Raw genomic sequence first — 16,814 nt, 5'->3', positions numbered from 1 at the left:
AGGCCACAGTGTACTAGTCCTATCTTCTTTCTTCTGCCTTTTAACTTTTTACTTTTGCCTTATTTGGTCAGTATCATTAATCTAAAGACTGAATTTCTATCTGGATATTATTGCGCGCAGATGCTTCGGCGAACTCTAACATTAAAGGCGTAAAATAGATACGCGATCGCTGTGCAAATCGTTCTAAAACCTGCCGCCGACCTGTGATATAATCTGCCTCTGCCATCCAGCCATATTCCTGACGAATAGCATAGGCGTATTCTTGATAATCAACTGGATTAGTAGCCAAAATCGCTAAATCTGCATCAAGTAGGACTTGGCTGTCATAGTCATTCACCGCAGTTTGGTGGTCTTTAGTGTTCAGAATCAGACGGGTGACAGTAGTTATGGTACTTTCTGAAATACCCAAATTACTCAGCAACTCAAAAGCATAGTCTGCGCTTCGTTCTTCATTATCTTGAGCTTGAGAGTCATATACTACATCATGAAACCAGGCAGATAGTTGAACCGCAGCTAGATTGTTAGTGTAGCCTTGCAAAATCTGAATTGTGCTGAGGACGTGCTCAATGTGTTTCAGTGTATGGTAGTAGCGACCAGGGGTAGAGTAAGCTGCAACCAAGCAACTAAAGGCTTTCTCAGCCGTTATCTGGTCAACGCCAAAGGGTTGGAGTATGTGTTGCCAGTTAGAAAATAAAATATGCGTGAGGTTTTCTGTAGGCATAAACGTAGTATCCACACTCTTAGTATGACTGAGCTAATCTCTTGTGTTGCAACATCTGTCTAATCAAATTAGAAATAGATCAACAAAAGAATAACACTTGTAGGTGATAGAATTGGGGATTGGGCATTGGGAATGGGGCATGGGGCATTGGGCGTTAGGAGTGCTGAGTTAGGAGTTTTGTTTATCTCCTTGTCCTCTCATCTCCCTCACTTCCCACTATGGTGACAGCTAAAATGAAAGCGCCAAAATAGAAGACACAGGCTTTGTAAAAAAAAGCCTTGCCTTGATTAACGGAGTTTATTATCAGTGGTATTACAAGTACAAACAAGCACCTACGAAGCTAAAACCCAAGAAATTGCTAAACAACTTCTAGCAGCAACGCAGGAAAACCGTTCGTTTTTTTCTTCCCTGCGGGATCAAATGCGCTGGGATGATAAATTACTAGCTTGGGCGATGAGTAATCCTGGGTTGCGGGTGCAACTATTTCGCTTTATAGATACGCTACCTGCTTTGCACAGCAAATCAGAAATTGCCTCACATTTACAAGAATATCTCGGCGATGAATCTGTAGAATTACCGGCAGCTTTGAAGGGAATGCTAAACTTTGCTAACCCTGACTCTATGCCAGGACAAGTTGCTGCTACAACTGTTGGGACAGCAGTTGAGACTCTTGCCCATAAATATATTTCTGGGGAAAATATTAAACAAGTCATCAAAACAGTTGAACGACTGCGAAAAGAAAAAATGGCTTTCACCATCGACTTACTGGGTGAAGCCGTAATTACCGAAGCGGAAGCGCAGTCTTATCTAGAACGCTATCTAGAATTAATCCAACAATTGGTAGAAGCATCAAAGAATTGGGCAGCTATCCCGGCGATTGATGAGGCTGATGGCGAAGCAATCCCAAAAGTTCAGGTTTCTGTGAAGTTAACCGCATTTTATTCGCAATTTGATCCTTTAGATGCTAAAGGTAGTGAGGATAAAGTTAGCGATCGCATTCGTATTCTCTTACGTCGTGCTAAAGAATTAGGTGCAGCTGTCCATTTTGACATGGAACAGTATGCCTACAAGGATATAACTCTCAGCATCTTGAAAAAACTGCTACTAGAAGAAGAGTTTCGGCAACGCACAGATATTGGCATGACAATTCAAGCATATCTGCGTGATAGCGAACAAGATACTGTAGACCTAATTTCTTGGTTAAAACAGCGCGGTTATCCCTTGACAATTCGCTTGGTAAAAGGCGCATATTGGGATCAGGAAACGATCAAAGCAGCACAGAAGCATTGGCTACAGCCAGTTTACAACGACAAAGCCGCAACTGATGCTAACTTTGAAACCATCACTCAGTTATTGCTAGAAAATCATCAATATGTATATTCTGCTATTGGTAGCCATAATGTGCGATCGCACTCTCGCGCCATTGCCATAGCTGAAAGTTTAAATGTCCCTCGCCGTCGCTTTGAATTGCAAGTCCTCTACGGTATGGGTGATAAAGTTGCCAAGGCGTTGGTTGATAAAGGTTATCGAGTCAGAGTTTACTGTCCTTACGGTGAATTATTACCTGGAATGGCCTATTTAATTCGGCGATTGTTGGAAAATACAGCTAATAGTTCTTTTCTACGGCAAAATCTCGAAAATCGTCCAATTGAGGAATTATTAGCGCCGCCGATTGTCAAAGAGGAGAAGAACTCTTTAACTCCTCACTCTGATTTCCTCGGTGCTGCTGATACCGATTACGCCCAGGAAGAGGTGAGAATGAAAGCCGCGCAAGCTTTCCAAAGCGTTCGCCAACAACTTGGTAAAACTTATTTACCGCTAATTAATGGAGAATATGTTAATCCACCGGAATTTGTTGATTCTCTCAATCCTTCTAAGTTCAGTGAGGTAATTGGTAAAGTTGGGTTGATTAGCGTTGAACAAGCAGAACAGGCGATGCAAGCTGCGAAAGCAGCGTTTCCTGGGTGGAAGAAAACACCAGCTAAACAACGCGCTGATATTTTGCGGAAAGCGGGTGATTTGCTGGAACTCCGCCGCGCTGAACTTTCTGTTTGGATAGTTTTGGAAGTTGGGAAACCAGTTAAGGAAGCTGATGGAGAGGTTTCGGAAGCGATAGACTTTTGTCGTTACTACGCTGATGAGATAGAACGGTTAGATAAAGGTGTCGATTATGACATACCTGGTGAAACTAATCGTTATATTTACCAGCCACGGGGTATTGCTATAGTAATTTCTCCCTGGAATTTTCCGCTAGCGATCGCTTGTGGAATGACTGTTGCAGCTTTGGTTTCGGGGAATTGCACTCTCCTCAAACCTGCGGAAACATCTTCTGTGATTGCAGCGAAACTCACAGAAATCTTGGTAGATGCTGGTTTTCCGAAAGGTGTATTTCAATACGTACCTGGCAAGGGTTCGCAAGTTGGCGCTCATTTGGTAAATCATCCAGATACTCATGTAATTGCTTTTACGGGTTCCCAGGAAGTAGGTTGTAAAATTTACGCAGAGGCGGCAATTTTGAAACCCTCACAAAAGCACATGAAACGGGTGATTGCTGAAATGGGTGGCAAGAATGCCATTATTGTCGATGAAAGTGCTGATTTAGACCAAGCTGTTGTGGGGATAGTGCAGTCAGCATTTGGTTATAGCGGCCAAAAATGTTCTGCCGCCTCCAGGGTGATTGTGCTGCAACCGATTTATGATGCCTTTGTGCAACGGTTGGTAGAAGCGACAAAATCCTTGAACATTGGGGAAGCAGAGTTACCGAGTACACAAGTTGGGCCGGTAATTGATGCTAATGCCCGCGATCACATCCGCGAGTATATTGAGAAGGGTAAGGCAGAAGCAGAAGTGGCGTTGGAATTACCAGCACCCGAACAAGGATATTTTATCGGGCCAGTTATTTTTAGTGAAGTATCACCAAATGCGGTAATTTCACAGCAAGAAATTTTTGGCCCTGTGCTGGCGATAATTCGGGTGAAAGATTTCCAGGAAGCGTTAGCAGTCGCCAACGGTACAAACTACGCCTTGACTGGCGGACTTTATTCTAGAACGCCTTCGCATATTCAGCAAGCGCAGACAGAGTTTGAAGTCGGGAATTTGTACATCAATCGCAATATTACCGGAGCGATCGTTGGACGGCAACCCTTTGGTGGATTCAAACTTTCTGGAGTAGGTTCTAAAGCAGGCGGCCCTGATTACTTACTGCAATTTTTAGAACCACGCGCAGTGACAGAAAATATTCAGCGTCAAGGTTTTGCACCAATTGAAGGAGCAGATTAAACTAACGTGAATTCCACGGCTGATATAGTGTCCGTCTAATTAGCCAAATTAAAACACCTCTCCCTGATTTTACCAAAGCAGGAAGAGGTGCATCAAACTCACATTAAACTACAATAGGTAGTAATATCAAAGAGAGTTTAATGAGTAATTTAGTTATAAAAGTTGCTGAATTAGCTGAAGATTTTCCGGCAATTCAAGCAATTAGAAAATCAGTTTTTCAAGAAGAACAAGGGGTAGATCCTGCTTTAGAATTTGATGGCAAAGATGAAATATCCGATCATCTAATTGCTTATTTAAATCTGGAAGCTGTGGGTACAGCCAGAATCAGATATTTAAATGATAAAACTGCCAAAATAGAAAGGTTAGCCGTTTTATCGACAGTTAGAGGGCAGGGTATTGGTAAGAAAATTATGGAAAATGCCCTACAGGTGATAGCTAACCAAAATATTCCAGAAGTCGTAATTCATGCTCAAGAATATGTGAAAAATTTATATAAAAAACTCGATTTTGTAGAAGAAGGAGAAATATTTGAAGAAGCTAGTATTATCCATGTGAAAATGAGAAAATATTTACATAGTCAAAGTAAAAGTATATCGTAAATTTTTCCACGAATTGTTTGTACAAAAAAGTATTTTTATAAGCAATTAACTCAAGTATTTCATCAGGATTGACTCTAGCTGGACTATCCGAATTGGCTTAACTAGGTAGTCATTAAGACTACCTGGTAGCGTGGCAATTTCCTCCTCTAAAGGTTCGCTAAAGGTCATCATTACAATTGGTAAATGTTTCCGATAAGGCTCTTGTCTAAGGATATTCAGCAAATTCCAGATATGAACATCTTTTACTAACTGGAAATCAAAAAAAACTAAATCTGGTTGGAAGCTTTCTACCTGTTTCAAAAAGTCGTTAGCATTATCTATCCACTTGACTTGGTAGCCAGTTGTGTGGAGATAATCTTGCAACACTGTTGCTGTGTTTTCCTCTTCTTCTACAAGCAAAATAGTTTTTTTTGTGGAGATGACTGGAGAAGATGAGAACTTTGCTTCCTCTTCAGTCTCATCTATCTCATTTGTCTCATTTTCTTCATCTTCCTCATTTACCGGATGCTCTGGCTTTGGTAGAAACACAGTGAACTGACTGCCTTTTCCTAAAGTTGATGTAAAGGTAACATCTCCACCATGTAAACGCGCTAATTTACGTGTCAAGACTAAACCCAAACCAGTGCCTTCATACTGCCGATTTAACCGACTATCAAGCTGTTTAAACGGTTCAAATAGAAATTGAAACTGACTTGAATCTATACCAATGCCAGTATCTGAAACTGTAAACGTTATCCCTTGTGGCACTTTTTTGACTACCAGCGATACTTCACCTGCTGGGGTGAATTTAATCGCATTGGTGAGCAGGTTGAGTAGCATTTGCTTGATGCGCCGCTCATCAGCAATACAAATATCTGCTTTTGGGTCAATTTTATGTGTGAGTTGCAATCCCTTTTCTGAGGCGCGATCGCGCACTGTCCAGATGGCATAATTACATATATCTGCCACCGACAAAGATGATAGTAACAGTTCCTCTTTACCTGCTTCTACCTTAGATAAGTCAAGGATATCGTTAATCACTGCCAGCAGATGTTCGCCACTACTATATATACAACTTACATATTCGTTCTGCTTTTCATTCAGAGAGCCAACTATTTCTTCTTGCAGTAACTGTGACAAACCCATAATCGCATTCAGAGGCGTCCGCAACTCATGGCTCATGGTTGCTAAAAATTCACTTTTTGCTCGACTGGCAGCTTCTGCTGCTTCTTGAGAGGCACGTAGTTTCAACTCTGTTTGCTTACGTTCAGTAATATCCTCAATCATCGCTAGAAAAAACTCAGGTTCACCATTGCTGCCTGGTATAACAGAAACAGAGATATGAGTCCAAACTAAGTTACCATTTTGATGCAGGCAGCGTCTTTCTATCTCAATACGATGTCTTTCGGCAAGTTGTTCCTGATGTTTGGAGGGTTGTAAACCGTCCCTGGAAGTTCTCTTTAAGTCTGTGCGAATTCCTGACATCAGTTGTTTGTAAAGTTTTAAATCCTTCCTTTCTATGGAAATGTAATCTGTAAAGCACTTGCCGTATAACTCTTCTCGGCTGTATCCTAAAATCTCGCACAGTGCCAGATTAGTATCGACTATCTGCCCTTTCATATCTATAAGTCCAATGCCGATAGAGGAACGCTCAAAAATCGCCCGAAATTGTGCCTCACTCTGTCGCAGTGCTTCCTGTACGACGTTTCGCTCGCTCGCTTCTATAGCCAGCGTCACAAAATCTGCAATTGAGCCAGCAAAACTCTCTTCTTCTAAAGTCCATTGGCGACCTTCGCCAATGTGTTCGTGACACACTACGCCTACCAAATGACCCTCTAGCCAAATTGGTGCATCTAGTATAGATGTGATGCCCAAAACTGAAAGATAAGGCTCGGATAATTCTTGGGTTCTGGTGTCGTTTCTGGCATCATCTGCGGCAATGGTACGTTCCTCTTCTAAAGCCTGAAAATAAGCAGGAAAATTTGTCTTTAAAAGCGAGTTACCAAAGGTATGCTCCTTAGTCCTGACATCATATAAATTGATGCATTCAATTTTTGAACGTTCTTCATTATATAACCATACCCCAACTCGCTCTACTAACAGCGTCTGAGCAGCAGTTTCTGTGATTTCTCTCAACACCGCATTGAGATTACCTTGCTGAAATGTCTTGCTTCTTGCCAGTTGCACCAGCGTCTGGCTTTGTTTTCGCCGACTATTTTCTCTGGTTCGTAAAGCCTCTTGGGCCTGGTTGTGCTCTGTAATATCTCTAGCTGACACCACTTGCATTACTTGCCCTCAAGAAGAAATAATTTGGACTTGTAGTTCTACGAAGAAAGTAGAACTGTCTTTGTATAACTACAATTACTTGGTATGGTTTTTCATAACCGGAAAGTATAATTTTTCTAATTAAATTTTATGATTCTGGCTAATGAGTTCTAAGCTAGATTTTGCTGATTACTTCTATTACTTCATACCAGTGATTTTTGCCAGGGGATAATTACCATTTCAAGTAATTTTACTATTAAGGAATCCTACTATTAAATAGTATAAGTAGTATAGTATTTTTAACTTAGGATTGGGGAGTGGTAAAGACTCTCCCCAATATCCAATCTCCAGTTGAATTTCTTGCTTAGTACTGACTAGCAAAATACCCTTGATTCTCCTAGAGAAAGATACCTAATGACTCAAATTCTGCCAAACTTAAGGTAACGGCAGCTTTTGCGGAGGTGAAGTGATGACAGATAGTGATGTAAGAATTGTTTCCCTGATTCCCGGTGGAACAGAGATTTTAGCGACACTAGGGTTGGTTAATGCTATTGTGGGGCGATCGCACGAATGCGATTACCCTCCAGAAATCCTCAATCGCCCCATTTGTACCCAAGCACGTTTAAACAGTGATGCCCCCAGCAGCCAAATTCACGACGAAGTGAACAATTTATTGCAATCTGCTTTGAGTATTTATGAAATCAAAACAGATGTTTTAGAGCAATTGCAGCCTACCCACATTCTCACTCAAGACCAGTGCGACGTTTGTGCTGTTAGCTTACATGATGTTGAAAAGGCAGTTGCTACACTTATTCACAGTAAACCTCAGATTATTTCTTTACAACCCAATATTCTCCAGGATGTTTGGGCTGACATTGAGCGAGTAGGCAACACCTTTGGCGTAGACTCGGTAAAAGTCTTAGAAAATTTAGAAGCTCGCGTCAAAATTTGTCAGCAAAAAATCCAAGGGCTTTCTTTAGATGAACTACCTACTGTCGCCTGTATCGAGTGGACTGATCCTTTGATGGTTGCCGCTAATTGGATTCCTGAATTAGTTAACTTAGCCGGAGGACAGTCTCTATTTTGCGCTACAGGTCAGCCTTCTCCGATCTTGCCGTGGGAAACACTATTAACAACGAATCCAGATGTAATTGTTTTTATGCCTTGTGGCTTTGATTTAAATCGCACTCGCCAAGAAGCCAAGTTATTAACTCAACGTCCAGAGTGGGAAAAACTACACGCTACCGAAGCTGGTAGAGTCTACATTACTGATGGCAATTCTTACTTCAATCGTCCAGGGCCGCGACTGGTAGATTCTCTAGAAATTTTGGCAGAAATTTTGCATCCAGAAATTTTTCAATACGGCTACAAAGGAACTGCTTGGGAAGGTTTGTAAAGAAGAATTCAGAATTCAGGAGTCAGAATTCAGTATTAATTCAAGTCCGGCTGAGTGAGACTGGTTGAAAACCTTGGCGCGTTCCAATCGCCCACGAAGAATAATTTTGATTCCTGGATTCTGAATTCTGAATTTTTCTCTAAGGTGTTTGTTCAGAATCTGCTGATGGTTCATTGTTAAATAACAGCAGGCGTGCAGCAAGAATGGCAAATCCTAAAGCCGCGATCGCTTTTAACACGCGTGTAGGTAATAATTCGGCTACTGCGCCCCCTGCTAACGATCCCAACAGGCTTGTCAACAGCAATGCGCCTGCTGCACCAAAAAATACTGCACGTGGAGAATTAGAACGTCCTGAAAGTGCGATCGCCGCTAGCTGACTTTTGTCACCCAATTCTGATAAAAAAACCGTAATAAAGCTCAGTCCTAATAGATGCCAATCCATATTATTTATGGGGGAGTGGGGAGTGGGGGAGATGAGGGAGAATAACTACTAACTTCTAATTCCTAATTCTTAACTAGTAACTTCTAACTTCTAACTTCTAACTAACCTTGTAATACATCCCAAAACAGCATTAGGGAAATCACTAACAACATCACGCCGGCTGATTTTTCTACAGTTTTCGGGCTGAGTCGGTTGGCTATCCAACTACCTAAAAGTACGCCTAATAAGCTGGTGGTTATTAGCGCCGCCGCCGAGCCGATAAATACCACCCACGGCGAATGAGATTGTGCGCTCATTAACAGAGTGGATAGCTGAGTCTTATCTCCAATTTCTGCTAAAAAAATGGTTACAAAAGTCGTACCAAAAACTACTAGCGCTGATTGCTGCTTTTGAGAACTATCGGCAATTACAGGCTCAACCAAGGGAGCGATCGCAGGAGTTAAGTTAAAATCATTGCTGTCTTGTAGTTCTAGCTCGATCTCAGTGTGAGATATGCCAGAAATCTCCAAAGGTGCAGAATCAAGTTTCACAAGCAGTAGTTTTGGTTGCTGGGGTGTTTTCATATTTCTATCATTTTCTCAGATTTTTGTCATAAATTGCAACCTTACACAAAAAAAGCAGGTTGGGTGTCAAAGGCCAACAGCTTTGTTGAAGCGTAGTATTTCTAAACTGCGATCGCCATAAACTCCTTCTATTTGCTGGCGACAGCAGTCAATAGCAAAATCGTTGACTTCTTTTGGTTCAACCCCATACATATCTTGAAATACTTCTGATTCCACACGGCAGAAGCGCGGACGATTGGGGTAGATGCGACATTCTCGCGTGGTATGGTCGAAATTAACGCACCATCCCCCTTCGCCTACCATGCTGAGGTAGAGTTCTAGTTCTGGTGGTGAGAGATACTCTTCCAAGTCTGGACGCTCTGCTGGATCGAGATTACAGCAGGCTCCACATTGCTTTACACATTGCCAAGTTGACATTTTGAATTAGGGATTAGGGAGTGGGGAGCAGGGAGTGGGGGAGCAGGGGAGCAGGGAGCAGGGGGAGCAGGGGGAGCAGGGGGAATTATTGAATAAATCTCTCCCTTATCTCCCCCCTCTTTTTTATCTACCTTGTCTCTTCCCAATGCCCAATGCCCCATTCCCAATCCCCCTATTTTACGTTTTTATATCTTTTCTTATAATTTTGTTAAGTAAATTAAATCTAACAGTCCATAGCCAGATATGATAATATTGCGGGTTTTGTAATTAAGTTATTGAATTTTTTAAGACAATTGAGAGGAGAAAAGGAAAAATGTTTGACGCTTTATCTGGATTGTTTAACGCTTTTACCAGTATCAATTGGGAAGTTATTTTCCAATTGCTGTCCGTGGCGCTAATCGTGATTGCTGGGCCAGCAGTAATATTTGTGCTAGCATTTCGCAACGGCAACCTATAAGAGTATTGAGTGTTGAGTGCTGAGTAAAAGAAAATTTTGGAATTTAAAACTCATAACTCAGCACTCAATACTGATAATGACTGAAGGGCAGCTTGGATAATATTGTCATACTGTGGTTGAGAAATATCAACTTCTTTAGCATTTTGACGATTAGTGCCCACCAAACCAATTATATGTCCTGGCTGGATGGCTAAGACTTTGCCTTCAGAATTTCTAATTCTTAATTCTGCTTTAATACCATTTTTATAGAAACCACAAGTATATTGTCGCTGGTTGTACTCAAATGTGATGCTTGACTGGATAGGTGGTGAAGCAAAAAATTGTTGAATCTGAATTGGCAGTCTGACACCGATTAACTCTAGCTCAATGCTAGTGTTACCGTTAAAGTAATTTTCTCGCAGTTTATAAGCGATATCCACTCGCGATGGTAGATGGAAATAGTCGCCCCAACGCCAAGCGATCGCTTTAATTTTATACTCCTGATTATCAACAGTTTGAGCAATTGTGAGTTTGATGTGACCCTTGCCAACAATTTTTTGCTCAACCACTTGGACATTAGGTGTCCAGAAAACTGGATCGGGATTGTCCATACCACAGGGATGTAGAGCATTAAGCTGTTGATAAAGCTGCTGATTGAGATGATTGAGGTTGACTTCTGCATCAATTTTGAGCAGAGGCTTGAGATGTTGGGGTTCAAGACACTGGTTAGCAAACTCAATCAAACGCGATCGCAACATCTGTAAATTCTCTGCTGGTAGAGAAAATCCCCCAGCTGCTTTGTGTCCACCAAATTTCCCTAGTAAATCGTGACAATATTCCAAAGCTTCAAATACATGAAACTCTGGAATTGAGCGTGCTGAACCGCGTATATGTCCCTCATCTTCATAAGTCCCGATAAACACGGGAACACCGTAGCGTTCTACCAAGCGGGAGGCGACGATGCCAATAACACCGTGATGCCAATTAGGTTGAACAATAACTAATACACGGTCATCTTGTAAAGAAGCAACAAATTCTGTCTCTACATAAGCGATCGCTTCTTGTTCGATTTGCTCACACATTAGCTGGCGAGAGGCGTTAATTTGTTCGCACTGCATTGCTTTTTCCAGCGCCACTCCCATATCATCTGTAGTCAGCAATTCAATCACAGTCTGAGGATTACCAATCCGACCAATAGCATTAATTCGCGGCCCCAGGCGAAACCCGATATCTTCAGGCTTTAGGGATTTTGGATTTTGAATTTTGGATTTTGGATTAGGAATTTTCTCCTCTGCTCCCCTGCTCCCCTGCTCCCCTGCTTCCCCTGCTTTCTCATCTCCCCTCGCCTGGACGCCGCCTACCTGAATCAACGCCTGCACTCCAGGTAAATGGGATTTGGGTAAATGCTGTAAACCGCGTTTCACCCAGCGGCGATTTACGCCAGTTAAGGGGGCTAAATCTGCGATCGTTCCCAGTGTAAATAGGGCTAGCATCGGCTGGATCAAGCCCTTAGTCTGGCCTAGCTGTTGTGCTAGAGAAACTGCCAAGATGTAGGCAACACCAACACCAGCAACACCCCGATAAGGCGAGGATTCAGCTATTAGTTTGGGGTTGAGGATAGCGTTAGCTGGTGGTAATTTTTGGGGTAGATCGTGGTGGTCGGTGATAATAACCACAAGACCAAGTTCTCTAGCTCTAGCAACTGGTTCAAATGCAGAGATGCCATTATCTACAGTCAGAATTAATCCCACACCTTCGCTATGAAATTCTTCAACTATGCGTTTATTAATACCGTAGCCTTCGTGCATCCGGCTAGGGATAGCATAATCTACTTGTGCGCCTAAAGTGCGGAGACTACGCAAAAGTAAAGCAGTGCTGGTCATCCCATCAGCATCGTAGTCACCACAAATAGCAATTTTTGTTTGAGAAGCGATCGCATTTTGCAACAACTCCAAACTAATCGCCAAATCTGGGAAATCTTCCAACGGCGAAGGCAAAACTAAAGACTCTGGATTTAAAAATGCTTGTATCTGTTCTGGTGTTTCCATACCCCGATTAATCAACAACTGGCTGACAATCGGGGAAATATTTGTCAAAACCGCCAGATTTTGAGCAAATTCTGGTTTTTGCTGATAAATTTGCCAGCGCTGATTAGGTAAGCGCCTGTGAGGCTTTGATACTTCAGATACAGCTCGGTCTAGCACAATAAAAGTTAGGAGTTTTCAGTTATGAGTGTTGAATTGAAAGTTGTTTCTTAACTCATAACTAATAACATTAATTTGCTATCTAAAACACGTTTATCTTACCATCATCCATAATATACAACGAGCGATCGCCCAGAGAGCGCAAAGTCGGACGCAGTTCCAGCCGCAATGTACCAAAGTTAGGTTTCGAGACAATTGCTTGTAGTGATAAACCCGTTTCGCTCCAAAATATTAGAGATGTATTTGGTTCTGTACCCTCTATTTGTTCTAAACTTAATTTCTGTCCTAGACTCAAGGAAATTGCGTCAGTCCCAGAGGGTTTTTGGATTTTAATCAAGTTGGGTGTGCTATTTATAACTTCAACTCGAATGTGTTGCCCAGGTGTAAACTGAATTAGACGCGAACCACATTTAGACGCACATGTTCCAGCCAAGGTGGGACTGGGGTTATTAATGGATGCTGTGAGAACGGTAATTGCAATTAAGGCAAATGACAGAGGCTTAAACATTATACACCGTATAAATACTTAACTAAAATTTTACTTTAGTTAAGTACTATCAAGCCTCAGCATATTTTCCAGAATTACTTTGACTGACGGATAGAAGCGTAGGATGCCCAGGGGGTTTGCTCAAAACTGCCAAGAAATTGTGCCCTGTATTGTCAGGGGATCGCCAGGTATAATCCGATTCACGTTTTGTGCAGAGACAAAATAATCAGTGTCGAACAAATTCTTGATATTGATCGCAGCCCGGTAATTGTCCCGCTTATAATAAATAGCTGCATCTGTGCGTACATAACTAGGTAACTCAACCGTATTGGCTAAGTCAGCTTGCCGAGCTCCATAGTAAAAAGCTCCTAAACCGAAGCCTAATCCTTTTAAACTGCCGGATTGAATTTCGTAAGTTGTCCATAGATTGAGCGCATGTCTCGGCACATTATTCAGTTGATTACCCACTGTCGATGGATTGTCTCTTGTGATTTCTGCATCAGTGTAAGCATAACCAGCAATGATGTTCCACCCTGGCAAGATTTCGCCAGATATATCAAACTCAATCCCACGACTGCGCTGTTCCCCAATTTGAATAGTTCGTTGTGGATTATTTGGATCTTCGGCTGAGAGATTGGTGCGAGTCAAATCATAAAATGCCAAGGTTGTAGCTAATCGGTCAGTCAAATCTGCTTTAACCCCGATTTCATACTGCGTTCCTCGCTCCGGTTCAGGTAGGGCGGCACCGAATGCAGATGTCGCTTGATTGAATGAACGGCTATAGCTGGCGTAGAGTGAGATCGGTTGAATAGGTTGGTAAACAATGCCAACACGAGGGCTAAAAGCTTCTGTTTGCTTAAAGTCGGTTGTCTGGTTCAATAAATCCTGAAACTCTTGATTGGCAATATCAAAGCGTCCACCCAAAAGTAGTTTGAAGTTTTCTGCTAGGGTAATTTGATCCTGAAGGTAAAAACCTAATTGTTGCGCCGTATTTTTGATATCAAAATCTGGAAGACTAGCTTCTGTAGCAGTTCTATACACGGGATTGAAAACATTGAGAGGAGTCGTGTCATTAAAAAGAGCTTTGGAATTAGTATCAGTTTTGCTCAGGTTAAATCCAGCGACTAGCTCATGCTTGATACTACCTGTTGTCAATTTAGCGACCACATAATTGTCTAGATTATAAGCATTTTCATCGTAGTCAAAATTCTCAACGCCTCTTTCCAAGGTAAGCAAATCATCTTGTAATCCGAAAGAAAACACAGTATTTCGTTTTAGGCGAAACAAAGAAGTCTGAAAAACGCTCCGCGCTTGCCAGTTATCACTAAAGCGATGTTCAAAATTATAGCCAATCCGAAATGCACCATTAGAGGTGTCATTAAGATTAGGCTCACTCACAAAACGATTACGAGGAATTTTGCCATTGGGGTTAGGCAGTACGCTTCCCTGTGCTGGTATCCCAAAATCATAGGGTCCCTCTGCAAGGGAATAGCTTGCTTCTAGAGTCAGCTTTGTTCTGTCACTAATTTGCCAGCTTAAAGTAGGTGCAATTAGATATTGCTGTTGGTCATAGAAATCAATAAAGCTTTCGTTTGTTTCAGCAGAAGCATTCAGGCGATACAACACCGTTTTACTGTCATTCAATGAACCGGATAAATCAATTGCACCGCTATAGGAATTGTAGCTACCAACAGAAGTTTCTACGAAGTAGAAAGGATCGCGCAATGGTTGCTTCGTTACTAAGTTGACCTTGCCGCCGAGTCCGCCTTGACCGAATAGAACCGAAGCGGGTCCTTTAAGTACTTCAACCCGCTCAATATTTGAGCCAAAACCGACTTTTTCCCCATTAAACTTTGACTCGGTGTAATCCCAAATCTGCGCTTGAAAGCAGCCACAAAGTGTCCCAGGTTAGAATAGCCAATGCGGTTACCAACCTCAGCAATAGTCATGTTTCCCTGACGCAATAACTGCTCTGCCCATTCCATACGTTTTTCTGTCAGGTAGCTAAATGCTGTTTTGCCAAACAGTTCCTGAAATCCACGTTGGAGGGTGCGATCGCTTACTCCCACCAACTGCGATAATTCCAGTATCGATGGCGGATTCTCCAAACGGGAGAGTAAAATTTCCCTGGCATAATGAATCTGGGCGATAGTTTGTGCCTTTAATCGTGGCGGCTGTTGCAGTCTCCCTTGCTCTGCCAAGAGGGGAGTTAATTGCAACCTCATTAGTTCTAGCACTCTCGCCTGCAAAAACATCCGCTTGCTGATTCCTTGATAGGGACAATTAATGATTTGCTGTGCCACACAGTTGATAGCAGTAGTCATTTTGGGGTGTAGCATTGTCTGCCAATCATCACCCTTTGCTAGTTGCCTGAACTCAAAAGGAATTTCGCCGTCCACTGTTGGGAAAAAAGTTCCCAATAGCTCAGGTGGCATATGAATCTCAACGCTCACAATCCGTTGAGATTTCGGAGTCTCCAAAGTAAATTGGCGTTGAACGCCAGCACCAGAAATGAGTGTATCGTCTGTGGCATTTCCTAAAAGCCAGACACAAAATTGCAGTGAATGATCCCATTCAGGAATTTTCAGCAATACATCATCGTGATATTCATAGTCCCTAATTGAAAGGCAGAGATTGGGATACACTTCAATATCTCGCACATAGCCCTTGCCGAGAAGTCTTGGCATTTGACAAATAAATTCATTAGGCTCTGGGTTTTGCAGGCTGTTTATTGCAGCTTCGTCCCACAGTTCCCACTCCTCTTTCATCGTCAGGGTGATAGTCATAATTGGTAGATGTTGGAAAACTAATGCTATTAATTCTCAATTATCTTACTGCGATTGCTTGACACTATAGCAAATTAAGTTATTGGCTCAATAAGAGCTAATTCGTAAACAAAATATGACTTAAAGAAACTGTTTGCCGCAATGACAAGCTTATATTTTAATTTCAGTAGACGAAAGATTTTTTAAGGGGACATTAGACATTTCCGGAAAAGAATATAGAGACGCAAAATTTCGTGTCTCTACAAGGGTTTTGGTGAACGCATAATTAATTTCCGGAGATGTCTATTTAGTTGACTAAATTTAAATTAAAGGACAAAGGAATAATAGTCGCTCATAACTGAACTTGGCTTTTACCTTTCCCCTTCAACTGTGATGTCTCTTAACCGAAGCGTCCACTGATATAATCTTCAGCTTCTTTGGTTTGAGGAGAACTGAACATTTGCGCTGTAGGATTAAACTCAACTAATTTGCCACGACGTTTACCATGCTCATCAATTTCTGTATTGAAGAAAGCCGTGAAATCTGCCACTCTGGAAGCTTGCTGCATATTGTGTGTCACCATAATGATAGTGTATTGTTGCTTGAGTTCTAAGCAGAGTTCTTCGACTTGGCGGCTAGAAATTGGGTCAAGAGCAGAACATGGTTCATCCATCAATAATACATCTGGCTTCATCGCGATCGCTCTTGCTATGCAAAGCCGTTGTTGTTGTCCGCCAGATAATGCAGTTCCCTTCTCTTTAAGTTTATCTTTGACTTCATCCCAGATAGCAGCGCGTCTGAGAGAATCTTCCACCAATTCATCAATGTTACCTTTGTAACCGTTAGCCCGCGGCCCAAAGGAAATATTTTCGTAGATTGACTTGGGAAAAGGATTCGGTCTTTGAAAAACCATTCCGACTTGGCGGCGTAATTTTACAGAGTTTATCTTCGGATCGTAAATGTTGCGATCGCGATAATTCAGTCTACCCTCAACCTTAGCCCCAGGGATTAAATCATTCATCCGGTTGAAGCAACGCAGTAAGGTACTTTTACCACATCCTGAAGGCCCAATAAAAGCAATAATTTGTTTTTCAGGAATCTTTAGGTAGACATCTAAAAGGGCCAGAAATCCCCCATAGTAGACCTTCACACCTTCAACATTGAATACACCCTTGTCTTGGTCGATTGTGGCACTATCTGATTTACTTTTACTATTGCTATAAGTCATTTGGCTGTTCTCCTAATATCCGTGAATTTATCG

14 protein-coding genes are annotated in these 16,814 nt (G+C 41.9%); 4 read left to right on the top strand and 10 right to left on the bottom strand.

The window, feature by feature from the left end; all coding sequences use genetic code 11:
* Positions 1-76: 76 nt before the first annotated feature.
* Positions 77-721, bottom strand: a complete 645-nt coding sequence (locus HWQ58_RS34265; protein ID WP_292872697.1) for a hypothetical protein — start codon at positions 719-721, stop codon at positions 77-79.
* A 306-nt stretch (positions 722-1,027) separates the two neighbouring features.
* Here HWQ58_RS34265 and pruA point away from each other — a divergent pair, with 306 nt between their 5' ends.
* On the top strand, positions 1,028-4,000 hold the full coding sequence (gene pruA / locus HWQ58_RS34260) for an L-glutamate gamma-semialdehyde dehydrogenase (protein WP_292872695.1): 2,973 nt from the start codon (positions 1,028-1,030) through the stop codon (positions 3,998-4,000).
* A 140-nt stretch (positions 4,001-4,140) separates the two neighbouring features.
* Complete coding sequence (locus tag HWQ58_RS34255; RefSeq protein ID WP_292872693.1) at positions 4,141-4,599, top strand: GNAT family N-acetyltransferase; 459 nt, start codon at positions 4,141-4,143, stop codon at positions 4,597-4,599.
* 45 nt (positions 4,600-4,644) lie between these two features.
* Here the strand turns inward: HWQ58_RS34255 and HWQ58_RS34250 are convergent, their stop codons facing one another.
* Entirely contained in the window at positions 4,645-6,864 is a 2,220-nt protein-coding gene (locus HWQ58_RS34250) for a PAS domain S-box protein (RefSeq protein ID WP_292872691.1), read from the bottom strand.
* Positions 6,865-7,312: 448 nt separating this feature from the next.
* Here HWQ58_RS34250 and HWQ58_RS34245 point away from each other — a divergent pair, with 448 nt between their 5' ends.
* Complete coding sequence (locus HWQ58_RS34245) at positions 7,313-8,239, top strand: cobalamin-binding protein (protein ID WP_292872689.1); 927 nt, start codon at positions 7,313-7,315, stop codon at positions 8,237-8,239.
* Positions 8,240-8,378: 139 nt separating this feature from the next.
* Here HWQ58_RS34245 and HWQ58_RS34240 read toward each other — a convergent pair whose 3' ends face one another.
* The 3 genes from HWQ58_RS34240 to HWQ58_RS34230 form a co-directional block, all read right to left on the bottom strand.
* On the bottom strand, positions 8,379-8,681 hold the full coding sequence (locus tag HWQ58_RS34240) for a TMEM165/GDT1 family protein (protein ID WP_292872687.1): 303 nt from the start codon (positions 8,679-8,681) through the stop codon (positions 8,379-8,381).
* A 101-nt stretch (positions 8,682-8,782) separates the two neighbouring features.
* Entirely contained in the window at positions 8,783-9,211 is a 429-nt protein-coding gene (locus tag HWQ58_RS34235) for a TMEM165/GDT1 family protein (RefSeq protein ID WP_292872741.1), read from the bottom strand.
* 99 nt (positions 9,212-9,310) lie between these two features.
* A complete protein-coding gene (locus HWQ58_RS34230) occupies positions 9,311-9,661 on the bottom strand; it encodes a YkgJ family cysteine cluster protein (protein ID WP_292872685.1) in 351 nt (116 codons plus the stop codon).
* Between the two features lie 313 nt (positions 9,662-9,974).
* On the opposite strand from HWQ58_RS34230, the gene HWQ58_RS34225 reads away from it, so the two are divergent.
* Positions 9,975-10,118, top strand: a complete 144-nt coding sequence (locus HWQ58_RS34225; RefSeq protein ID WP_190240852.1) for a photosystem II reaction center protein Ycf12 — start codon at positions 9,975-9,977, stop codon at positions 10,116-10,118.
* A gap of 50 nt (positions 10,119-10,168) precedes the next feature.
* Here the strand turns inward: HWQ58_RS34225 and HWQ58_RS34220 are convergent, their stop codons facing one another.
* From HWQ58_RS34220 to pstB, 5 genes are all read right to left on the bottom strand, one after another.
* The gene (locus HWQ58_RS34220) at positions 10,169-12,301 is read right to left on the bottom strand and encodes a DHH family phosphoesterase (RefSeq protein ID WP_292872683.1); all 2,133 of its coding nucleotides are present in this window, start codon (positions 12,299-12,301) and stop codon (positions 10,169-10,171) included.
* An 82-nt stretch (positions 12,302-12,383) separates the two neighbouring features.
* A complete protein-coding gene (locus HWQ58_RS34215; protein ID WP_292872681.1) occupies positions 12,384-12,809 on the bottom strand; it encodes a hypothetical protein in 426 nt (141 codons plus the stop codon).
* A 120-nt stretch (positions 12,810-12,929) separates the two neighbouring features.
* Positions 12,930-14,606 (bottom strand): TonB-dependent siderophore receptor, encoded by a 1,677-nt coding sequence (locus HWQ58_RS34210; protein WP_292872739.1) that lies wholly within the window; start codon positions 14,604-14,606, stop codon positions 12,930-12,932.
* Complete coding sequence (locus tag HWQ58_RS34205; protein ID WP_292872679.1) at positions 14,528-15,574, bottom strand: AraC family transcriptional regulator; 1,047 nt, start codon at positions 15,572-15,574, stop codon at positions 14,528-14,530. The genes HWQ58_RS34210 and HWQ58_RS34205 overlap by 79 nt, the downstream gene beginning before the upstream one ends.
* 379 nt (positions 15,575-15,953) lie before the next feature.
* Complete coding sequence (gene pstB, locus HWQ58_RS34200) at positions 15,954-16,781, bottom strand: phosphate ABC transporter ATP-binding protein PstB (protein WP_292872677.1); 828 nt, start codon at positions 16,779-16,781, stop codon at positions 15,954-15,956.
* Positions 16,782-16,814 lie beyond the last annotated feature (33 nt).

The organism is Nostoc sp. LPT, from assembly GCF_017115165.1.
Classification (GTDB): Bacteria; Cyanobacteriota; Cyanobacteriia; order Cyanobacteriales; family Nostocaceae; genus Nostoc.
This window is presented reverse-complemented; position numbering and strand designations above follow the sequence as displayed.